We start from the raw sequence: 16,020 nt of genomic DNA, 5'->3' as shown, positions 1-16,020 counted from the left end.
TTTAGGGAGATCTTGGCATATGAAGTCGGTTGAACAATATCGCAACCAAAAAGTATTGGTATTAGGTTTAGCAAAAAGTGGGATGAACGCTGCCCGTTTGCTCCATCAATTGGGGGCTTTCGTGACCGTTAATGATAAAAAAGATTTTGAAAACAATCCGGATGCCCAAGAGTTATTGAGTGATGGCATTAAGGTGATTACTGGTGGGCATCCGTTATCACTTTTGGATGAAGATTTTAAAATTGTGGTCAAAAATCCGGGTATTCCTTATACGAATCCGATTGTCGCTGGCGCCTTAGCTAAGCACATTCCGGTGATTACGGAAGTGGAATTAGCGTCACAAATTTTGGCTGGTGAATTGATTGGGGTAACTGGGACCAACGGTAAAACGACGACCACGACTTTGATTGCGATGATGTTGAATCAACGGCAAAATGCAGGTAAAGCTTACGTGGCCGGTAATATTGGCGTGCCGGCTTCGGCTGTGGCTCAAAAAGCGTTACCAACGGATACGATGGTCACTGAATTGTCTAGCTTTATGTTGGTCGGAATTCAGACGTTACATCCACATATTGCGGTTATTACGAATATTTATTCAACCCATTTGGATTATCATGGGTCCCGCGCTAACTATGTTAAAGCTAAGATGCGCATTACTGAAAATCAAACGGCTGCCGACTATCTAGTGATTAATTGGGATAGTGAAGAATGGCGAACTTTGAGTCAGCAATCGGCGGCCCAAGTTGTGCCATTTTCTCGGCAAGGTCATTCTAAGTCTGGGGCCTATGAACAAGACGGGCAACTTTACTTTAAAGATGAGTTGATCATGGCTGCTAAAGATATTAAAATCCCTGGTGACCATAATGTTGAAAATGCCTTAGCTGCTATTGCGGTGGCTAAGTTGCAGCAAGTCCCAACTGCCGGAATCGTGCAAGTCTTGAAGACCTTTTCCGGTGTTCGCCATCGGACGCAATACGTGGAGACTTATCAAGGGCGACAATTCTATAATGACTCTAAAGCCACTAATTTAGTGGCAACTGAGATGGCATTAAAAGGGTTCGATCAACCCGTTGTTTTGTTAGCAGGTGGCTTAGATCGTGGGAATACTTTTGAAAAGCTGGCACCAGCATTGAAAGCGCATGTTAAGGCTTTGATTGTTTTTGGTGAAACGGCTGATAAGATGACGGCAGCTGGTCAGTTGGCTGGTATTCCAACCATTGAAGTAACTGAAAACTGTGAAACAGCCGTGCCAGTTGCGTGGCGGCTCAGCGCCCCAGGTGACATTATTATGTTATCGCCGGCATGCGCGAGCTGGGATCAGTATCCAAACTTTGAAATTCGTGGTGACCGGTATATTAAGGCCATCGAGCAAGTTACTGGAAAGGCGGAGGAAAATTAATGCGATTAATGATTTCTGGCGGTGGCACTGGTGGACACATCTATCCAGCCTTAGCGTTAATTGATGCGCTAAAAGCACACGATGCACAGGCAGAAGTCCTGTATATTGGGACGCACCGGGGACTTGAGAGTCGAATTGTCCCCGAACGTGGCATTGACTTTAAAACGATTAAAATTCAGGGTTTTAAACGATCATTATCACTTCAAAATTTTAAAACGATTGGTTTGTTTTTAAAGAGTGTCGTTACTGCTCGACGCTATATTAAAGATTTTAAACCGGATGTGGTTGTGGGAACCGGGGGTTATGTCAGCGGCGCAGTCGTTTTTGCGGCGAGCCAGATGCATATTCCAACGGTGATTCATGAACAGAATTCGGTTGTCGGCGTGACCAATAAATTTCTGAGCCATTTTGTCAATAAAATCGCGATTTCCTTTGAAAGTGCGCGGGCTCAATTTCCAGCCAAAAAAGTTGTGATGACTGGTAATCCACGTGCCCAGCAAGTTGCTAACATTCAGAAAACGGCGGCTTTAAAGGCGTTAGGGCTATCAGATGAGCAACCAACTGTACTGATTTTTGGTGGGAGTCGGGGTGCGGAACGCATCAATCAAGCGACCTTAGCGGCTGTGCCAGAGTTGAATCAACGGCCCTATCAGACGCTTTTTGTTACCGGTCAGGTGCACTATGATAAAATTCGTAATGGTCTTGGAAAGACAGCGTTAGCACCGAATGTTAAAATTGTGCCGTATATCAAAAATATGCCAGCAATTTTACCTGAAATTGCGGCCATTCTTGGGCGCGCTGGTGCAACGAGTATTGCTGAAATTACGGCATTAGGGATTCCATCGATTTTGGTTCCCAGCCCGTATGTTACCAACGACCACCAAACTAAGAATGCGCAAAGTTTGGTTGATGCGGGAGCGGCTGAATTAATTAAGGAAGCTGATTTGACAGCGGCCAGTCTATTGACAGCTGTGGACGGCTTGATGCTGGCTGATGATCAACGGCAGAAAATGGCCGCTAATGCAAAAGGGTTAGGCATGCCGGATGCAGCGGATCAATTATTAACTGTTTTAGAAACGGCAATTAACCACTAGGCATCGGTTAAGAGTGAAAGGGTGGGCGTGATGGCCATTTTTAAACGGCAGCCAAAAGAAAAGAAGCCTGACCAGCTAACCCCTTGGGAACGGTATCAACGGCAAGCGGCGACGAATCATGAGAATGCCCAAAAACGGCATTTTAATTGGTCAGGCAGACGAATTCGAATTGGTGATAAGTTGCCTAAACTGATGTCGCAACGACGTAAGTTAGTGGTCAAACGCGCCAGTATTTTGATTGGATTATTCTTAATGGGCATGGTGATTGCTGGGTATTTTATTTCACCGTTAAGCCATGTCCAAAAAATAACGGTAAGCGGTACTGAACAATTAACGGCGACGCAAGTTAAAACTGCGGCGAATTTAAAAAATGGTGATGCAATCTGGGCCATAATCGGTCAAGATGCCACAACGAGCAAGGTGGCGCGGCGAGCTAATCCACAAATCGGGCGGGTAACCACCAAACTGGTTGGTTTTAATCAGATTAAGTTACAGGTTAAAGAGATTCGAATTGCTGGTTATTTAGTCAGTGGGAATTATTATCAGCGGGTCTTAGAGAATGGCTCGATTTTGACTAAAAAAGTGACCCAACCAGGTGGCGGTTATCCTATTTATGCTGGTTTTAAAAGCGGGACGCGTCTGCAAAAAATGATTGCCCAGTATGCTAAGTTACCAGCTGCGGTAAAGCATAATATTTCAGAAATTAAATATTCGCCGAACCAAGCTAATCCTGAGCGAGTTCATTTGTATATGAATGATGGCAATGAAGTTTATGCGACAATTACCACGTTTGCTAGCAAAATGACTTATTATTCAGGAATTGCTGCGAAAATGAAAACCAGTGGTGTGATTAACCTTGAAGTTGGCGCATATTCGTATTCGTTTAAAAAGTCGAATAATTGAGTTAAATGTAGGCGGGAGCCTTTATTAAAGCGCTTAGTATATGGTAAACTAAGGGATAATTAGTTCTGTTAGCTAAAGCTTTGAATATTTAAATATTTATGTAATTACTAGGAGGTTCCTCTATTATGGATAATTCAGGAATTTATGTCGGACTTGATATAGGGACCACCTCAATAAAAGTCATTGTTGCTGAACGTGTGAAGGGACAAATGAACGTTATTGGTGTGGGCAGCGAACGTTCTAATGGTCTGAGTCGTGGGGTTATTGTCGATATTGACAAAGCCGCTACTGCGATTCAGTCGGCAGTGCGCCAAGCGGAAGAAAAAGCAAGTATCGAAATAAAAAAAGTTATTGCGGGTGTACCGGCCAACTTAGTTAAGATTGAACGTTGTCGGGGCATGATTGCTGTAGCTGATGAATCAAAAGAAATTAACAATGAAGATGTAAGAAACGTTGCGGCAGCAGCTTTGGTTCAAAGCTTACCGCCTGAGCGTGAAGTGTTAGATGTGATTCCAGATGAGTTTGTCGTTGATGGCTTTGACGGAATTAAGGACCCTCGTGGGATGGTCGGTGTCCGGCTTGAAATGCATGGGACATTATTTACGGGACCTAAAACGATTATTCACAATACACGCAAGGCCATTGAAAAGGCCGGTTTGCAAATTGAACAAATTGTGATTGCGCCGTTAGCACTAAGTTCATTAGTGCTTAATGACGGCGAACAGGATTTTGGATCAATTATTGTCGATATGGGTGGTGGTCAAACGACCGCTGCCGTAATTCATGACCATCAGCTTAAATATACTTATGTGGATCAAGAAGGCGGTCAATACATCACGAAAGATATTTCAGTCGTCTTAAATACGTCGATTGAAAATGCCGAAAAGCTCAAACGTGACTATGGTTATGCAGATGCGCAACAAGCTTCTGATGATGATGAGTTCCCAGTTGAAGTTGTCGGTCAAAGTACCCCAACTCAGATTAGCGAACAATATCTAGCCGAAATTATTGAAGCGCGCTTAGATCAAATCTTTGATAAAGTAAAGCAACACTTAGATGAAGTCCGTGCGTTAGAGTTACCTGGTGGTGTCGTTTTAACTGGTGGTGTTGCGGCGCTACCAGGAATTACGGATTTAGCCTCACAGTTATTCGGAACGAATGTACGCGTCTTTATTCCCAACCAAATGGGCTTAAGACATCCGTCATTTGATGAGGCCTTGGCTGTCATCAAATATCAAGCGGCCTTAAGTGAAGTCGCCTTATTGGTTAAAAGTGCGCTAACCGGTGATACCCGTGCTAGTGTGGCATTAGATTTTTCAGAAGCAATCAGCACTAGTACGGCTGATCGCCAAACAACTGCGGTGCCAACAACGCCTAAATCAACGAAATCTAAACCGGCACCAGCGCAAGATTCTGATCGCACCGGGACATTTGACCGGTTCAAAGGCTTCTTTAATCACTTTTTCGATTAAAACTATGATAGGAATGACGGAGGAAAAATTATGGAATATTCTTTAGATTCAGCCCAAGAATCAGGGGTTAATATTAAAGTCATCGGGGTTGGTGGCGGTGGTGGTAATGCCGTTAACCGGATGATTACGGAAGATGTTAAAGGCGTAGAATTCATCGTTGCTAATACCGATGTGCAAGCCTTACAAACCGCTAATGCCGAAACTAAAATTCAATTGGGACCTAAACTGACCCGTGGACTTGGTGCTGGCTCTAATCCAGACGTTGGTTCCAAAGCAGCTCAGGAAAGTGAAGAGGCCTTAACGGAAGCCTTACAAGGAGCCGACATGGTCTTTGTAACGGCCGGTATGGGTGGCGGAACCGGTAACGGGGCCGCACCAGTGGTTGCTAAGATTGCAAAGGACTCTGGCGCTTTAACCGTTGGGGTTGTCACGCGACCATTTACGTTTGAAGGTCCTAAGCGGGCTCGCAATGCCGCTGAAGGAATTTCGCAAATGAAAGACAATGTTGATACTTTAATCGTCATTGCTAACAATCGTTTGTTAGAAATCGTCGATAAAAAGACGCCGATGATGGAAGCCTTCCAAGAAGCTGATAACGTGTTGCGCCAAGGGGTACAAGGGATTTCCGATTTAATTACCTCACCTGGTTACGTTAACTTGGACTTTGCGGATGTTAAGACGGTTATGCAAAATCAAGGTTCTGCTTTGATGGGAATTGGGTCTGCTAGTGGTGAAAACCGGACTGCAGATGCAACCAAGGAAGCTATTTCATCGCCATTGTTGGAAGTCTCTATTGATGGGGCTGAACAAGTCTTACTTAATATTACTGGTGGTCCAGATATGTCCTTATATGAAGCAGAAGCAGCTTCAAATATCGTGACCCAAGCAGCAACTACTGACGTTAACATTATTTTTGGGACGTCAATTGATGAAAGCTTAGGCGATGAAGTTCGTGTGACGGTTATTGCGACTGGGATTGACAAGAAGCAACGAGAACTAAAGACCGGCGTAACGCATAATCGTAGTGAACAAGGGCAACAACGTGGCGGCATGTTTACGACGCCAGCTGACAATCAAAGTCAAGCAAAGCAGTCTAACCAGGATGCCACTGCTGAAACCCAAACACCAGCTAATAATGATCCTTTTGGTAACTGGGATATTCGCCGCGAACCTAACAGTGCGCGACCAACGACGCCTAACAATGGGCAAGAATTTAAAAATGTTGAAAAAACTGATTTTGATGTCTTTAATGACAATCAACCAGTGGAAGAAACCAAGACTAATGACAATGGTGATTCATTAGATACGCCGCCATTCTTCAAACGGCGCCGTAAATAAGCCGTTGAAGGGGAGCGATGAATAATGGCCGGACGCTTTAGTTTGAGTAACTTTTTTGGGGTTAGTGACGAGCAAGCTGAGGAAGCGGCAACGAATCTCAATACGCCGCGTGAGACCCCCGCAAATGCTGCAACTTCACCAAAGGTAGTGCCGATGCAAGGTGGTAAGTCTGTCAATAGTAAGATTGCCCTGTTTGAGCCTAAAATTTATTCAGATGTTAAAGAAATTGCGGCTCAGTTATTAAAAAATCAAGCGGTTATTATTAATTTCGATCATGTTGATGACCAGATGGCCCGCCGCATTGTTGATTTCTTAACTGGGACCGTGTACGCCATTAACGGCGAAATTGAACGGATTGGTGATCAAATCTTTCTCTGTATTCCTGAAAATTATGAAGTTTCAGGAAGTACAACCAATCAGTTCAATCCCAACACGTTGTAAGTAAGGAGTGATTGCGCTGCTAATTTCATTAATTTCCCGCTTGTTCCAAATTTACCAACTGGCGTTGATTGTTTATATTTTAATGTCCTGGTTTCCAGGCGCTTATAATACAAGCATTGGGCGTTTCTTGGGGCAGATTTGTGAACCGTTCTTAAGCATCTTTCGGCGGTTTGTGCCCGCAATTGCGGGACTTGATTTTTCACCGTTAATTGCGCTATTGGTTTTACAATTTGCTGAGCAAGGCTTATATTATTTATTAACCTTTATTGGATTTTAAACTGAAATAACGAGGATAGGATCGTGGATGAAAATTTAAAGCAACATTTTCGCGCAAACGAGGCCCCCTTTATTGAACAAGTGACCGGTTGGTTACGGCGAGTAACTGATCAGTACCGGCCCATTTTGACGGCTTTTTTGAATCCTCGCCAAGTCTATATTGCCCAGACCATGGTCAATCAATTAGATGGGGTTCGGATGCAGGCTAACGGTGGTTACGCAGGTGCAGAATTAAAACGGATTTTATTTTATCCGGATTATTATGACCCAGAGTCAGCGGATTTTCAAATCACTTTAGTGAATATTGTTTATCCGATTAAGTTTGCCACGTTGAAACACGGGCATATCTTAGGCACCTTGGCTAATTCTGGTGTCGAGCGCGATGTATTTGGTGATATTATCTCGGATGGCGAGACGTGGCAGTTTTTCTGTGAGACCGAACTGTTTGATTATTTTACGGAACAAATTGATCGGTTAGGCAAGACGAAAGTTCATTTAACGGCCGTACCATTAACGGCGGCGGTTAATCCGCAGAATGATTGGGAAACCATCACGACGACAGTTAGTTCACTACGAGCTGATAGTGTTATTAAAGCAGCCTTCAATCTTTCACGGCATCATGCCAAAGAATTAATTGAAGGGGCACACGTCCGGTTGAATTGGGCCGATTTACCAAAAGCTGACTATGAACTAGCTTTGTTAGACATGTTAAGTGTCAATCATTATGGGCGTGTTCAGTTGGCTGAGATTGGCAGTGAGACTAAAAAGGCCCGCTTGCGGATTACGTTAAAGATTATTCATAGTAAATAGATAGATATTGGAGGAAATTTAGTATGGTGTTAAGTCCTGACGACATTCATAACAAAGAGTTTTCCACGAAATTACGTGGTTACAATATTGACGAGGTCAATGATTTTCTTGAACAAATTATTAAGGATTATCAAATTACTCTGAAGCAGAATAAGGACCTCCAGGAACGTTTAGACGCTAGTGAAGGTAAATTGAAATACTTCAATGAATTGAAAGATTCTTTGAATCAATCCATCTTAGTGGCTCAAGAAGCTGCGGATAAGGTTAAGACAAATTCGAAGAAAGAAGCTGACATTATTACGCGTGAAGCCCAAAAGCAAGCGTCTGATATTGTCAGTGAAGCGACGGATAAATCTAACCAGATGATTGATGAAGCTTCACAAAAGGCAAAACGTTTGTCGGTTGAAACCGATGACTTGAAGAAGCAAACACGGGTCTTCCGTCAACGGTTACAAGTGATGCTTGAATCACAATTAGAAGTGGTTAAGAGTAAGGATTGGGACCAATTACTGAGTGAAACCGATACCTCTAGTTACGCAGAAATCCAACACGTTTTGAAGCAAGACAACCTTGACAATGGGGTTAATGCGAGCGTAAACTCAGAAGCAGCCGCTGAAATCACGAATGCAACGGTCGGTGAAACCCCAGTAGCTGATGGTGGCGATCAAGCACAACAGCAAACGGTTGTCATTTTCCCAGATGATAATGTTGACGCCACGAATTAAGTCGACTAAAATCAGGGTATAATTTAATGTTACTAAAATTTTGAGGAGAACAGCAAACAACCTTGCTAAACGCTCAGAGAGCCGATGTGAATGTGAATTCGGTCGTCCCTGGCTTGGTTGCAGATCATCTCCGAATGTGGGCCTGAAATTCAGTAGGGTCGACCGGCTCATGGCCGTTAACCATGCTAAGAGAGAATCTAAACAATTCTAAATTTGGGTGGTACCACGATAACTTCGTCCCTTGCGGATGGAGTTTTTTTGTTGCCAAAATTAGATTGATTAGCACCAAAAATTTTAAGGAGTGATCAAATGCGCATTAAAGAAACACTTAATCTCGGTAAGACCAAGTTCAAAATGCGAGGCAACTTACCCGTTAAAGAAGTCGAACGGCAAAACGTTTGGAGCGAAAATAAGGTCTATGAACAACGGCAAAAATTAAATGAAGGTAAAGACACTTTCGTTTTACATGATGGACCACCATATGCGAATGGCGATATTCACATGGGGCATGCGTTAAATAAAATCACAAAAGATTTTATTGTCCGCTATAAGTCGATGAATGGCTTCCGGTCACCTTATGTTCCCGGCTGGGATACCCATGGATTACCAATTGAACAGAAATTAAAGCAAGCGGGTTATGATCGTAAGAAAATGACCACTAATGAATTTCGAGAATTGTGTCGTGAATATGCTTTGAAACAAGTCGATCGGCAACGTGATGAATTCAAACGCTTAGGGGTAGCTGCCGAATGGGACCAACCTTATTTGACGTTAAATCCAGAGTTTGAAGCAGCCCAGATTCGCGTTTTTGGTGCTTTTGCCAAGCGTCATTTGATTTATCGTGGTAAAAAACCAGTCTTTTGGTCATGGTCATCAGAATCAGCCTTGGCAGAAGCCGAAGTTGAATATCATGATGTGACGTCACCATCTGCGTTTTATGGGGAACGCGTCATTGATGGTAAAGGGGTTCTAGATACTGAAACATACATGGTTGTCTGGACCACAACCCCTTGGACCATTCCTGCTTCTGAAGGGATTACGATTGATGCTGGCTTTGACTACGTGGTTGTGCAACCAGCCGGCGATTCAAAGAAATATGTGTTAGCTGCTGATTTATTGGCCGAAAATGTGACCCGTTTTGGTTGGGAAGATGTTAAAGTCCTCAAAACAGTTAAGGGTGCCGAATTAGACCGCGTTATTTGTCAGCATCCATTTGACACTGATCGCCAAATTGTGACTATGTTAGGTGATTTTGTTACCTTAGACGCTGGGACCGGATTAGTGCACACGGCGCCTGGTTATGGGGAAGATGATTACAGAATCGGTCAGAAGTATGGTTTGCCAGTATTTGCACCAGTTGACGGCAAAGGGGTTTTAACAGCTGAAGCTGGTCCTGATTTTGCTGGCGTCTTTTATGAAGATGCTAATCAAATTGCGTTAGATAAGTTAAAAGCTAATGGCGTATTATTGGATTACATGCCTTATGAACATAGTTATCCATTTGATTGGCGGACTAAAAAGCCAATTATTTTCCGCGCAACACCGCAATGGTTTGCATCTGTTGGTGATATGCGTGATGAAATTCTGGGGGCAATTGACGAGGTTCAATTTTCACCAGAATGGGGTAAAAAACGGCTCTATAACATGATTCGTGACCGTGGTGATTGGGTTATTTCACGGCAACGTGTTTGGGGTGTGCCACTACCAATTTTCTATGCAGAAGATGGGACGGCCATCATGACTGAAGCGACGATTGCACATGTTGCTGATTTAATTGGCCAATATGGATCAAACGTTTGGTTTGAACGAGATGCGAAAGACCTGTTACCAGCTGGTTTTACTGATGAACATTCACCTAATGGGACCTTTACCAAGGAAACCGATATTATGGATGTTTGGTTTGACTCCGGTTCTTCTCACCAAGGTGTTCTAGCAGAACGGCCTTATCTGACTTATCCAGCGGATCTTTACCTGGAAGGGTCTGACCAATATCGTGGTTGGTTCAACTCTAGTTTGATTACAAGTGTGGCTGTAACTGGTCAGGCACCATACAAACAAGTCTTATCACAAGGCTTCACGTTAGACAACCAAGGCCGAAAGATGAGTAAGTCCTTAGGCAATACGATTGCACCTGCCGAAGTTATTAAGCAAATGGGTGCTGAAATTGTGCGGCTCTGGGTGGCATCTGTTGATACAAGTTCTGATGTGCGGGTCTCAATGGAGAGCTTCAAGCAAGTTTCTGATGGGTATAAGAAGTTCCGGAATACAATGCGGTTTATGTTGGCGAATACCACGGACTTTGATCCAAAAGTGAACCGGGTCGCGACGACTGATTTAGCAGCTGTCGACCAATATATGGAAGTTCGACTTAACCAATTCGTTGCTGAAGTAAAAGATCATTATGATCATTATGACTTTTTGGATATTTACAAAAAGCTTCTAAACTTCTTAACGGTTGATTTATCAAACTTTTACTTGGATATCGCTAAGGATATCATGTATATTGATGCTGAAGATAGCCATTCACGTCGGTCAATGCAAACGGTCTTTTACGATGTCTTGGTTGCCTTGACGAAGTTGTTCACGCCAATGTTGCCACATACGACGGAAGAAATCTGGCCATTCTTGAAAGAACCAGAAGAATTTGCGCAATTGACTGAAATGCCAACTGTACAAACTTTACCAAATGCGGCAACGTTAACGACTGACTGGGGTCAATTCATGGAACTTCGGAGTGCCGTTTTAAAGGCCTTAGAAGAAGCCCGGGATGCGAAACTAATTGGGAAATCATTAGAGGCTCATTTGGACTTATATGTGGCTGATACGACGCAAGCCTTATTACAACGGTTAGATACGAACGTCCAACAAATGTTGATGGTTTCAGCCTTAACGATTCATGACTTAGCAGAGGCTGATCAAACGGTCGAAAAGTTTGGTGATCAATTAGCCATTAGAGTGAGTCATGCTGAGGGCGAAGTTTGTTCACGTTGTCGAATGACGAAGACTGATGTTGGTCAAGACGACGCTTATCCAATGTTATGTGCGCGATGTGCCGAAATTGTTCGGGCTAATTATCCTGAATCAGTAACCACTGGTTTAGAAGATTAGTCACTGAAGATTAATCCTAAACAGTTACTGCAAGAATTCACAGCTTCTTGTAGCAACTGTTTTTTATTTTGGCGCATGTCTTTGTAGGCTTAACTTTGGTCCTTAGGAATTGAATTCTGCTTGAAAAATCAGTATGATAGTAGAGTAGTTAACTCGAGATTATAAATAGATAGGATGCTGATGGTAGTGAAAATGATCAAAGTGCACGGTTCCGGTAATGATTTTTATTTATTGGATCAAGCGCAATTTCCAGAACCGTTGACGGATACTGACTTGAAACAACTGGCAATTAATAGTTGCAAACGAAATGGTGCTGGCCTTTATGAAGGGGCCGATGGCATTTTAGTGGTTGATAAATCTGACCATGCGCAAGTGCTTGGCCGGATGCGGGTCATCAATGCTGATGGGACCGAGGCTAGCATGTGCGGTAATGGCTTACGGACCGTTGCCCGCTACTTAGGCACTCAGAATGGTCAGACTGATTTCCGAGTGGAAACGATGTATGCGGATTTAAAGGTGCAAGCGGTCGCTGATTTTGCGGATCATGTCCCAGCATATAGCGTTGAAATCTCACCAGTTTCCTTTGATGCTAAAAACTTAGGCATGCATGTTAATCATGAAGCCACTACGATTATTAATGAAGCTATTCCAGAAATCTCTGCGGACTTAAAGTTTTCAGCAGTTTCAGTTCCCAATCCACATTTAATTGCGTTTGTTGATCATACGACCTTGACGGGTTCTGAGTTAGGCCGAATTGGGCAATGGCTAAACGATGGTCAAAATAAACTCTTTCCAGACGGCGTTAACGTGAGCTTTGTTGAAGTGCTTGGTGCTAACTCGATTTTTGTTCGGACGTTTGAACGGGGTGTTGGGTTCACCGATGCTTGTGGTACGGCAATGTCGGCGTCCTCATTGATGTACGTGTTATTACACCAAGAAAGCACTGACTTCAACCAAGAAATTCACGTCACTAATCCAGGCGGCATGGTCAAAACAGTCGTCCACCAGGGGGCCGATGAAGAATATTGGATGGAATTAATTGGCAATGCAACCTTTGTTAAGTTTGTGACGTTGCCATTAGCGGCGGCTTTAAAGGCGGACTTTAGTGAAGCCACCACCACTATTACTGGTGAACAACCAGCTTATGAAGCGTTTATTGCAGGGTTAGCCACAGTTTAGAAGGTCGTTTGAAGAGGCGTTGGGTGGTCGATTTGGCTAGCTGACGCTTTTTTTGTTGGTAGCTCCGGCTAAGAATTGCATTCAGACGTAAAAATCGGTATCCTTATTGAGAACGCTTGTTATCAGGAGGTTAAATCGGATGGATTTTGAAGAGCAGGTACAGACGCGAACTCAAGTTTTTGACGGTAGCTTGGTGCAGGTGGAACGTCAAGTCGTGACCTTACCCAATCAGACGACGGCGACGCGTGAAATTGTCCACCATCAACCAGCCGTAGCGATTTTGATAGTGACGGCCGCACAACAGATGGTGCTCGTTAAACAATGGCGAGCGGCCACGAACGGGATAACCTTCGAGATTCCAGCTGGCAAGGTTGAACCCGGTGAAACGCCGATGGCCGCAGCAGTCCGTGAATTAAATGAAGAGACCAGATTAGTGGCTAATCAGTTAACACCAATTGCTGAATTTTACACGTCTCCAGGCTTCACCGATGAATATATGACGTTATACGTCGCCACAGGATTGCAGCCGGTCACCACGGCATTGCCGCAAGATGCTGATGAACAGCTCCAACTAGTTTATCGGGATTTACCAGTGGTGATGGGTCAAGTGACTAGTGGTGAATTAGTGGATGCTAAGACGGTGATGGCGGTGTGGTATTGGCAAAGTCATCAAGCGTTAGGAGTGGATTTACATGGCTGATGAAGATCGCATGACGCGGCAACAATATCATCAAAAACAAACGCAACCCACGGCTACTGAAACCGATGATATGCCGGAAAATGAATCAGATACAGCGGCTTCTCGGCGCGGTTACGCGGCTGAGAACAACCGTTTATTGGAAGAGGCCAAAACTAAACGATTGGGTCGCAAGCTCAATTGGGTTATTTTAGGCTTAGTTTTAGCTATTGTTATTGTTTTTTTAATTTTATTTTTGACCCCTTAAAGAAAGTAGGCAACTTACATGAAATTTGGCATTATTTGTGCAATGGAAGAAGAACTTAAGACGCTCCGAACTGCATTACAAGATGAAAAAGTCACCCCAATTAAAGATATTGTCTTTTATGAAGGCACGATTGATCAACAAGCGGTCGTTTTGGTGCAATCTGGAATTGGTAAAGTTCAAGCTGGGATGACCACCGCTTTAATGATTACGAACTTTGATGTTGATGTTGTGATTAACTCAGGTTCAGCCGGTGGTATTGGGGCCGGCCTTGCAGTTGGCGATGTAGTAGTCGCAACTGCGACGGCTTATCATGATGTTGATGCGACGGCCTTTGGTTACGACTATGGGCAATTACCACAACAACCGTTGTATTATGACACGGACAAAAATTGGGTCAACCAAATCATTCAGGCTGCTACTGCAACCGGTTTGAAAGCCAAGACGGGGCTAATTGTGTCTGGCGATCAATTTATTGCCAGTCAGGCTGCAACCGATCAAATTTTGAGCCATTTTCCAACGGCACTTTCGAGTGAAATGGAAGGCGCAGCGATTGGACAAGCCTGTCATCAATTTAACACGCCGTATGTTGTCATTCGGGCGATGTCTGATGTTGGCAACGAAGATGCTGGTGTCAGCTTTGATGAATTCATCTTGGCCGCTGGTAAGCAATCGGCAGCGATGTTATTAGCGTTATTCGCTGCTCAAAACAAGTAAATTTATTTTTAAAAGGAAGCGTTCAAATGAAGCAAGTGTATTTAGATAACGCGGCGACCACTCCCATGGCGGAATCAGTTGTCACTGAAATGATGACGCGCATGACGAATACGTTTGGCAATGCCTCGAGTACCCACGCGTTTGGTCGGGCTGCTCGCGAAGTCTTAGATGATAGTCGCCATGTCATTGCGCAAAGTATCAACGCGCCTGACGATGATATTATTTTTAATAGTGGTGGGACGGAAGGCGACAATACGGCCATCATGCAAACGGCGTTAGTGCGGCAAAACTTAGGCAAGCATATTATTACCACGGCGATTGAACACCAAGCCATTTTAAAGTCATTAGCCGTTTTAGAGCAACAAGGCTTTGAAGTGACATACTTACCTGTGGATGCCAACGGTAATATTAAGTTAGCTGATTTTAAAGCCGCTTTACGTCCAGATACAATCCTAGTGTCAATTATGATGGGGAACAATGAAGTCGGATCCCACATGCCGATTCATGAGATTGGTGAGCTTTTGAAAGATCATCAAGCTTGGTTCCATACAGATGCAGTGCAAGCATACGGTTTATTGGATATTGATGTTCAACGTGATCACATTGATATGTTGTCGACTTCAGCGCACAAGATTAATGGCCCTAAGTTTATTGGTTTCTTGTATAAACGTAATGGCATTAACTTTCCTAGCTTAATTACAGGCGGTGAGCAAGAAGACAAGCGGCGGGCTGGAACTGAAAATGTGCCAGCCATTGCGGGATTTGCGCAAGCCGTTAAGGAACTGACACCGACTGAAAAAGCACATCGCCAAAGTAAGTATGCTGATTTCAAGCAATATGTCGTGGACCAATTGACTGCTAATCATATTGATTTTGAAGTGAACGGCGCTTTGGGACCAGATAACTTACAACATGTCTTGAATCTTTGGATTAAAGGCATTTCGACTTATACGATGCAAACGAATCTAGATTTGGGTGGTATCGCGGTTTCAGGTGGTTCAGCTTGTACTGCGGGGAGCTTGGAGCCGTCACATGTGTTAATTGCGATGTTTGGCAAAGACTCGCCACGGGTGAATGAATCTATCCGGCTGAGTTTCGGGCGTTACACAACTAAGGCGGACTTGGATCAATTTATCACTGTGTTAACGAATACGGTTAATCGGTTATCAAAGCGTTAAACTTTAAAAGGAGGTCGTCACCATGGCTTATACAACGACGGTGAAACTTGCGGGTGCTACGAAAACGTATCAATTAAGTCCTGCAATCAAGAAGTACACATTAATGGATCTGGGCTTTGCTAAGGGCAAATCCGGGGTTTTTACTTTTGAACGTTCGCTGGACCCCAATACACCTTATCAAGCAGCTTTTAAGTTAAAAATGACGGTTAATGCTGATTTAACGGCTTTTAAAATGTCGACAGTGACAGGCAATGGCCTGCAACGCGCGGATATTTTTAAAAATGACGCTCATCCAGAAGCAGTTGAACAATTACAGTTCATTTTAGCAAGTTTTATTGACCGTGAAGTCTTAGTTGAAGTTTAATCAGGAAACGCCTGGCTTGCAGCTGGCGTTTTCTTTGTTATAATGGTAATTACTGGAATTGTACGACCTTCAAAT

General features: G+C 43.6%; 16 protein-coding genes. All 16 read left to right on the top strand.

What is annotated here, in order from left to right:
* Positions 1-19 precede the first annotated feature (19 nt).
* The 16 genes from murD (at position 20) to C5Z25_RS02100 (ending at position 15,945) form a co-directional block, all read left to right on the top strand.
* On the top strand, positions 20-1,399 hold the full coding sequence (murD, locus tag C5Z25_RS02175) for a UDP-N-acetylmuramoyl-L-alanine--D-glutamate ligase (RefSeq protein ID WP_105451150.1): 1,380 nt from the start codon (positions 20-22) through the stop codon (positions 1,397-1,399).
* Positions 1,399-2,493, top strand: a complete 1,095-nt coding sequence (gene murG, locus C5Z25_RS02170; RefSeq protein ID WP_105451149.1) for an undecaprenyldiphospho-muramoylpentapeptide beta-N-acetylglucosaminyltransferase — start codon at positions 1,399-1,401, stop codon at positions 2,491-2,493. Before murD ends, murG begins: the two co-directional genes overlap by 1 nt.
* A 30-nt stretch (positions 2,494-2,523) precedes the next feature.
* Positions 2,524-3,396, top strand: a complete 873-nt coding sequence (locus C5Z25_RS02165) for a cell division protein FtsQ/DivIB (protein WP_105452827.1) — start codon at positions 2,524-2,526, stop codon at positions 3,394-3,396.
* Positions 3,397-3,521: 125 nt separating this feature from the next.
* Positions 3,522-4,868, top strand: coding sequence for a cell division protein FtsA (gene ftsA / locus C5Z25_RS02160; RefSeq protein WP_105451148.1), 1,347 nt, complete (start codon positions 3,522-3,524; stop codon positions 4,866-4,868).
* 30 nt (positions 4,869-4,898) lie between these two features.
* Positions 4,899-6,206, top strand: a complete 1,308-nt coding sequence (gene ftsZ / locus C5Z25_RS02155; RefSeq protein ID WP_105451147.1) for a cell division protein FtsZ — start codon at positions 4,899-4,901, stop codon at positions 6,204-6,206.
* 24 nt (positions 6,207-6,230) lie between these two features.
* A complete protein-coding gene (locus C5Z25_RS02150; protein WP_105451146.1) occupies positions 6,231-6,647 on the top strand; it encodes a cell division protein SepF in 417 nt (138 codons plus the stop codon).
* Between the two features lie 22 nt (positions 6,648-6,669).
* Positions 6,670-6,924 (top strand): YggT family protein, encoded by a 255-nt coding sequence (locus C5Z25_RS02145; protein WP_199774942.1) that lies wholly within the window; start codon positions 6,670-6,672, stop codon positions 6,922-6,924.
* 23 nt (positions 6,925-6,947) lie between these two features.
* On the top strand, positions 6,948-7,733 hold the full coding sequence (locus tag C5Z25_RS02140; RefSeq protein ID WP_105451145.1) for a YlmH family RNA-binding protein: 786 nt from the start codon (positions 6,948-6,950) through the stop codon (positions 7,731-7,733).
* A gap of 23 nt (positions 7,734-7,756) precedes the next feature.
* Positions 7,757-8,458 carry a DivIVA domain-containing protein gene (locus tag C5Z25_RS02135; protein ID WP_105451144.1) on the top strand — a complete coding sequence of 234 codons (702 nt, stop codon included), beginning with the start codon at positions 7,757-7,759 and terminating at the stop codon, positions 8,456-8,458.
* 309 nt (positions 8,459-8,767) lie between these two features.
* Positions 8,768-11,566 carry an isoleucine--tRNA ligase gene (ileS, locus tag C5Z25_RS02130; protein WP_105451143.1) on the top strand — a complete coding sequence of 933 codons (2,799 nt, stop codon included), beginning with the start codon at positions 8,768-8,770 and terminating at the stop codon, positions 11,564-11,566.
* 180 nt (positions 11,567-11,746) lie between these two features.
* The gene (gene dapF / locus C5Z25_RS02125; protein ID WP_105451142.1) at positions 11,747-12,745 is read left to right on the top strand and encodes a diaminopimelate epimerase; all 999 of its coding nucleotides are present in this window, start codon (positions 11,747-11,749) and stop codon (positions 12,743-12,745) included.
* A gap of 139 nt (positions 12,746-12,884) precedes the next feature.
* Positions 12,885-13,445 (top strand): NUDIX hydrolase, encoded by a 561-nt coding sequence (locus tag C5Z25_RS02120; protein ID WP_105451141.1) that lies wholly within the window; start codon positions 12,885-12,887, stop codon positions 13,443-13,445.
* A complete protein-coding gene (locus tag C5Z25_RS02115; protein ID WP_105451140.1) occupies positions 13,438-13,689 on the top strand; it encodes a hypothetical protein in 252 nt (83 codons plus the stop codon). Before C5Z25_RS02120 ends, C5Z25_RS02115 begins: the two co-directional genes overlap by 8 nt.
* Positions 13,690-13,707: 18 nt before the next feature.
* A complete protein-coding gene (locus tag C5Z25_RS02110) occupies positions 13,708-14,403 on the top strand; it encodes a 5'-methylthioadenosine/adenosylhomocysteine nucleosidase (protein ID WP_105451139.1) in 696 nt (231 codons plus the stop codon).
* Positions 14,404-14,429: 26 nt separating this feature from the next.
* Positions 14,430-15,581 carry a cysteine desulfurase family protein gene (locus C5Z25_RS02105; RefSeq protein ID WP_105451138.1) on the top strand — a complete coding sequence of 384 codons (1,152 nt, stop codon included), beginning with the start codon at positions 14,430-14,432 and terminating at the stop codon, positions 15,579-15,581.
* Positions 15,582-15,603: 22 nt separating this feature from the next.
* Positions 15,604-15,945, top strand: coding sequence for a DUF1831 domain-containing protein (locus C5Z25_RS02100; RefSeq protein WP_105451137.1), 342 nt, complete (start codon positions 15,604-15,606; stop codon positions 15,943-15,945).
* Positions 15,946-16,020: the final 75 nt, after the last annotated feature.

It is taken from the genome of Lactobacillus sp. CBA3605, assembly GCF_002970915.1.
Classification (GTDB): domain Bacteria; phylum Bacillota; class Bacilli; order Lactobacillales; family Lactobacillaceae; genus Lactiplantibacillus.
The sequence above is the reverse complement of the archived record's forward strand: the minus strand, read 5'-3'. Positions and strand labels throughout refer to the sequence as shown.

Bases quoted from the DNA above. Each gene is read 5' to 3' on its own strand.
- murD (WP_105451150.1), top strand. From the start codon at position 20: ATGAAGTCGGTTGAACAATATCGCAACCAAAAAGTATTGGTATTAGGT.
- murG (WP_105451149.1), top strand. From the start codon at position 1,399: ATGCGATTAATGATTTCTGGCGGTGGCACTGGTGGACACATCTATCCA.
- C5Z25_RS02165 (WP_105452827.1), top strand. From the start codon at position 2,524: ATGGCCATTTTTAAACGGCAGCCAAAAGAAAAGAAGCCTGACCAGCTA.
- ftsA (WP_105451148.1), top strand. From the start codon at position 3,522: ATGGATAATTCAGGAATTTATGTCGGACTTGATATAGGGACCACCTCA.
- ftsZ (WP_105451147.1), top strand. From the start codon at position 4,899: ATGGAATATTCTTTAGATTCAGCCCAAGAATCAGGGGTTAATATTAAA.
- C5Z25_RS02150 (WP_105451146.1), top strand. From the start codon at position 6,231: ATGGCCGGACGCTTTAGTTTGAGTAACTTTTTTGGGGTTAGTGACGAG.
- C5Z25_RS02135 (WP_105451144.1), top strand. From the start codon at position 7,757: ATGGTGTTAAGTCCTGACGACATTCATAACAAAGAGTTTTCCACGAAA.
- ileS (WP_105451143.1), top strand. From the start codon at position 8,768: ATGCGCATTAAAGAAACACTTAATCTCGGTAAGACCAAGTTCAAAATG.
- dapF (WP_105451142.1), top strand. From the start codon at position 11,747: ATGGTAGTGAAAATGATCAAAGTGCACGGTTCCGGTAATGATTTTTAT.
- C5Z25_RS02120 (WP_105451141.1), top strand. From the start codon at position 12,885: ATGGATTTTGAAGAGCAGGTACAGACGCGAACTCAAGTTTTTGACGGT.
- C5Z25_RS02115 (WP_105451140.1), top strand. From the start codon at position 13,438: ATGGCTGATGAAGATCGCATGACGCGGCAACAATATCATCAAAAACAA.
- C5Z25_RS02110 (WP_105451139.1), top strand. From the start codon at position 13,708: ATGAAATTTGGCATTATTTGTGCAATGGAAGAAGAACTTAAGACGCTC.
- C5Z25_RS02105 (WP_105451138.1), top strand. From the start codon at position 14,430: ATGAAGCAAGTGTATTTAGATAACGCGGCGACCACTCCCATGGCGGAA.
- C5Z25_RS02100 (WP_105451137.1), top strand. From the start codon at position 15,604: ATGGCTTATACAACGACGGTGAAACTTGCGGGTGCTACGAAAACGTAT.